Source organism: Pedobacter sp. HMWF019 (assembly GCF_003061025.1).
Classification (GTDB): Bacteria; Bacteroidota; Bacteroidia; order Sphingobacteriales; family Sphingobacteriaceae; genus Pedobacter.
On record NZ_QAIL01000336.1, the window covers coordinates 1 to 4367 of the forward strand.

The following is a 4367-nucleotide window of genomic DNA, read 5'->3' on the forward strand; positions in this document are numbered from 1 at the left end:
AGATAGTGCCGCTTTAGTAATATATCTGAAATCACTTTATCCACAGATGGATATTGAATTTTATACTTGCGATACTGGCAAGGAATTAGACGAAACATACCAACTTATTAAGAATTTAGAATCTAAACTTGGTGTTAGTATTCAAAGGTTGGATGCTAGAGAAGGTTTTAAAGACAATCCATTTGATTTCTACTATAATCAATATGGCGGTTACCTTCCATCTGCAAATGCAAGATGGTGTACAAAAAAGCTAAAAATCGAGCCTTTTGAAAAATTTATCGGTGCTATACCAACAATCTCCTACGTCGGTATACGAGGAGATGAAGACAGGGAAGGTTATATTTCTAGTAAATCAACTATTCAATCTATCTTTCCCTTCAGAGAAAATATATGGAGTGAAGATGTCATTAATAGAGTCTTATCAAACAATGATCAACATAAACTTCTAAAAATCTACAAGGAGTTTTTAACACAAGATCTATATCAGAAAGCAGCAGATATAATAAAAACGCCACTTTCTCTATCGTATATCCAGAATCAAAAACTTAGGTCCTTAATTGGTTTAGGTATAAAAGAATTTAATCACGTAATTTTTCAGTTTCTAAAAGGCAGTGATTTGCCAATAGCATTGGTTGAAGATTTTCCATTATTAGATAATGAAGCCAATTTGGTTCGTGATGATATTTTTAAAATACTAATTGAAAGTGGCGTAGGCGTACCAGCATATTATAAAGAAATTCCTTACCAGGTTGATGGTCGGAGTGGAATGTATAATCGTAGCCGATCCGGATGTTTCTTTTGCTTCTTTCAACGTAAAATAGAGTGGGTTTGGTTATATGAACAAAATCCTGCAAAGTTCTTTTTAGCCATGGAGTATGAAAACGGTGGATATAGTTGGATGAAGGACGAACGACTCGAGGAGCTGATTCATCCAGAACGGATTAATCAAATTAAACAGGAATTTTTAACTAATCAACAAAGGGCTTCAAAAAATGAATCTTCAAATAAATTGCTTGATCTTTGGGATACAGATGACGATGGGTGTCTGACATGTTTTCTATAGTTTTTTATCCACTTTATAAACTTAAATACCATTTACCTGCCATGACTCATCGGAAGTGTTCTTGTACCGGGAGTACGAGAAGCCTTTTAATGGTTGAGTAACCTTTCCTGTTAAACCTGACATAATTAATTTGCCAGCAGCTTTGCCCAAACTAATCGGAACTGCATTGCCAATTTGCCTATACTGATCTAAAATCGAACCCTTAATTACCCAATCATCAGGAAATTCCTGTACTCTTTTGCATTCTTGTATAGATAATGGCCTATCTTCTGTAGGATGACAAAGATCGGTGGCTGGCATTGCCGGATGAGTAACGATAGTCGGAGCAGGTTTATCCCATGCTAACCTTCTAAAGAATCCTGTTTTGCCCCCAGATAAATAATAAACATTGCCCAAAGCTTCTTTCTGTTGTTCATTTGAAAGGTGTCTCCAGTTTTGACCTGGCTTAAGAAACTTATAAAACTTTAATCTCTTTTCTGGAAAATTAATGTAATCACAGCTGCCATCCATATTTGATACTACATCTTTGAAAGTAGTCCAATTTTTTAAACCAAAATCTCCATCCTTATGGTGACTTGGACATAGAAATGGGAGTCTATCACCATTTAATGCACCGCTAATAATAACCCTTTCTCGAATTTGAGGTGTTCCAAAATTGGCCGAATTGTATAAATTAAAACTGATTTTGTAACCTGCTAGTTCTAATCGCTTTTTTATATAAAATAATGCCGAGCCTGGTTGTTGTCTAAATAAGGGAGATAAATTCTTAGACATGGAATCTTCCTCAAGTATAGAAAACTTTGTTGATAAAATACCGCGAACATTTTCAATAATAATATACATAGGCCTTATCTCTTCAATCAAGCTTAGATATTTTAAAAATACATTCCCCCTCTCATCATCAAATCCTTTTCGCTTTCCAGCAGTACTGAAGGCTTGGCAGGGCGGTCCTCCTGCCATCAACTCAACTGTATCTCCCATATTTAAACCAGCATAATGAAGAACTTGTTGAGCAGAATACGATCTAATATCACCGATTAGACCTATATCCGGTTTGTTAAACAAGATTGTCTCTCGACTAGGCTTGTCGATTTCACAAGCCAATAGCGTCTGAAATCCAGCTCTGTGAAGTCCAATATCTAAACCCATAGCGCCAGAAAAGAAAGACAATATCTTTGGCACCCCAACTTTTATTATTGAGTTAAATTTTCTATCCATTTTTTATTTATTGTATCGTTATATGGAATTATTTACTGCTTCAAACCGAATTATGGCCTGAAAAATCTGATAAGCAATCTCTGGAACAATAGCATTTCCTAGTCCTGTGAGAGCCAATTGGGTGGGAAACCCATGATTTGACTTACACAATGGGGGCAAGGTTTTCCGTTGAATAGCATTGATAACCCTATTTGTTTCCCAATCTTTGCTCTCCTGGTTATAGCGGACGTTTTCAAATATGTACCCCGATCTCTGTTGTCTGAAGCCATTGGGGTAGGCAATAATATAAATCCGCTCTCTTTTGTGAGGATATCCAAACGCTTCCGCAGTGAAACATTCCCATTCTGCATCATACCCGATTTCGGAAAGGTCATGTAGGATTTTTTCAAATCCTTTTTTAAGCAAGTTTGGGCTATTTTCGATAATGACAAAGCGAGGTCTGATTTCGTAAATAATACGGGCATATTCTCCCCATAAACTAGATCTGTTTCCCACAATGCCAATTGATTTAAAATTGGCGGCCGAGATATCCTGACAGGGGAAACCACCGGATAATATGTCAATTTTTCCTCCTCCGTATTGTTTTGCCTCAAAAGTTTTAATGTCTCCATATTGTTTGCTTTTTGGAAAATGTTTCTTAAGGATACTATTTTGATAATCTTCCTTTTCAACATGAAAAACATTATTCCAGCCCATCCGATGGGCAGCAAGGTCAAAACCTCCAATTCCGCTAAAAAGTGATCCGTGTTTCATAACTAGACTAAATTTTTTTAACCCACATTTGTTAATCTATTGGCGAAAAAGCAAATGATAGGAACAAAAATCAGCGATTACTAAAGCACTATCCGGTGATTAAACGGATCTATACGAATAACCTTAAGCGTTTAATGGAATTAACCCTCTAGGCGTTGGAAGTCAATTTTCGTAACGATCAATATTTCTTCTTTCTTTAGGGAATGATAACCCATTTCATAACAAAAGAAATAGGGGGAATTATTCATTGTTTTTAGCATTCCAGTAAAATAGCCAAAGTTAAATCCTTTGTTAAGTAGTACTTTTCTACTTGTCAACGCTAAACCAGCGGTATTCAAACTCAATAAAATTTGTCTGTTTTTACGAAGTATTGCGTTTGTTTGTGTAATCAAGCTTGAAGTTTTACCGGCCTTTTTATGATAGTAAAAACCGCTGCGGCAATAATCATCGCAAAACTTTTTATCTGAACGGCCTTTCAATGTCTCCCCGCAATTTTCACATTTCCTTTCTATTTCCATCTTTAATCAAGTTTATTTTTATACAACCTAATATGATTTTTTTACATGTATATACTAGTGTTGTAGAGCAAGAGGCGATAAAATTGCATAACATCCGCTAAAATATCCGTTTATTATACGGTTAAATACGGTTGTGGTTTATTTGCAATGCGTTGATTTTTAGAGTTTAATATTAAATTTTAATAAACTAATAAACCTACTATGGCAGAAAGAATTATCGTTAGAAGGAGAGGAACTCCTTTAACTGTACTTGAAATGCTATTTTCCTGTGCATTTTTTTCCTATTGGGCATGTAAAACAATACAGTTTAAATTGGATTCTTGGAATTATAATTTTCGTTAGCTCTATGCTACTTATGAGTTTCCTGTTTTTCAGGATACGAATATTCAGGTACGTTTTTGCAATTGTATTCTCCTTTGGATGGGGATTTTTAGCCAATTGAAAAAGAATATATAAAGGCATCTATATATTTTAATATATAGATGCCTTTATATATTCGATTGTGCTTCAAAAGAGGGAAGAACTGCTCAAATTATCCAGATCCTGATGCCATCCTCATACCTTCTTCATGCCATGTTCGCAAAAAAGTACTTTAACCCATGTTTGTATGAGGTTTATGCGAAGAAAGTATGAAGATATGCGAAGGAAAGTAAAAAAGAAGGGGTTCCCATCCAGGTAACCCCACCTTCTATTATTATTTATTCACCTATCTGTGTGCCGTATGAAAGCCCACAAATCTTTTTTATCTAGGTAAATACAGAAATGATTCTTTATATAATCAGAGAGAATTAATAAGGGTAAATATATACAACACC

At 35.1% G+C, this 4367-nt stretch carries 4 protein-coding genes; 1 reads left to right on the top strand and 3 read right to left on the bottom strand.

What is annotated here, in order from left to right:
* Window positions 1-1063, top strand: a 1063-nt coding sequence (locus tag DBR11_RS18870; RefSeq protein ID WP_108554185.1) for a phosphoadenosine phosphosulfate reductase family protein, incomplete at its 5' end; no start/stop codon positions are given.
* Between the two features lie 21 nt (window positions 1064-1084).
* Here DBR11_RS18870 and DBR11_RS18875 read toward each other — a convergent pair.
* The 3 genes from DBR11_RS18875 to DBR11_RS18885 all read right to left on the bottom strand — a co-directional run bounded on the left by DBR11_RS18875 (window position 1085) and on the right by DBR11_RS18885 (window position 3552).
* Entirely contained in the window at window positions 1085-2281 is a 1197-nt protein-coding gene (locus DBR11_RS18875) for a DNA cytosine methyltransferase (RefSeq protein ID WP_108554186.1), read from the bottom strand.
* 18 nt (window positions 2282-2299) lie between these two features.
* A complete protein-coding gene (locus DBR11_RS18880; RefSeq protein WP_158275329.1) occupies window positions 2300-3034 on the bottom strand; it encodes a DNA cytosine methyltransferase in 735 nt (244 codons plus the stop codon).
* A 140-nt stretch (window positions 3035-3174) separates the two neighbouring features.
* On the bottom strand, window positions 3175-3552 hold the full coding sequence (locus tag DBR11_RS18885; protein ID WP_108554188.1) for a hypothetical protein: 378 nt from the start codon (window positions 3550-3552) through the stop codon (window positions 3175-3177).
* Between the last annotated feature and the right edge of the window lie 815 nt (window positions 3553-4367).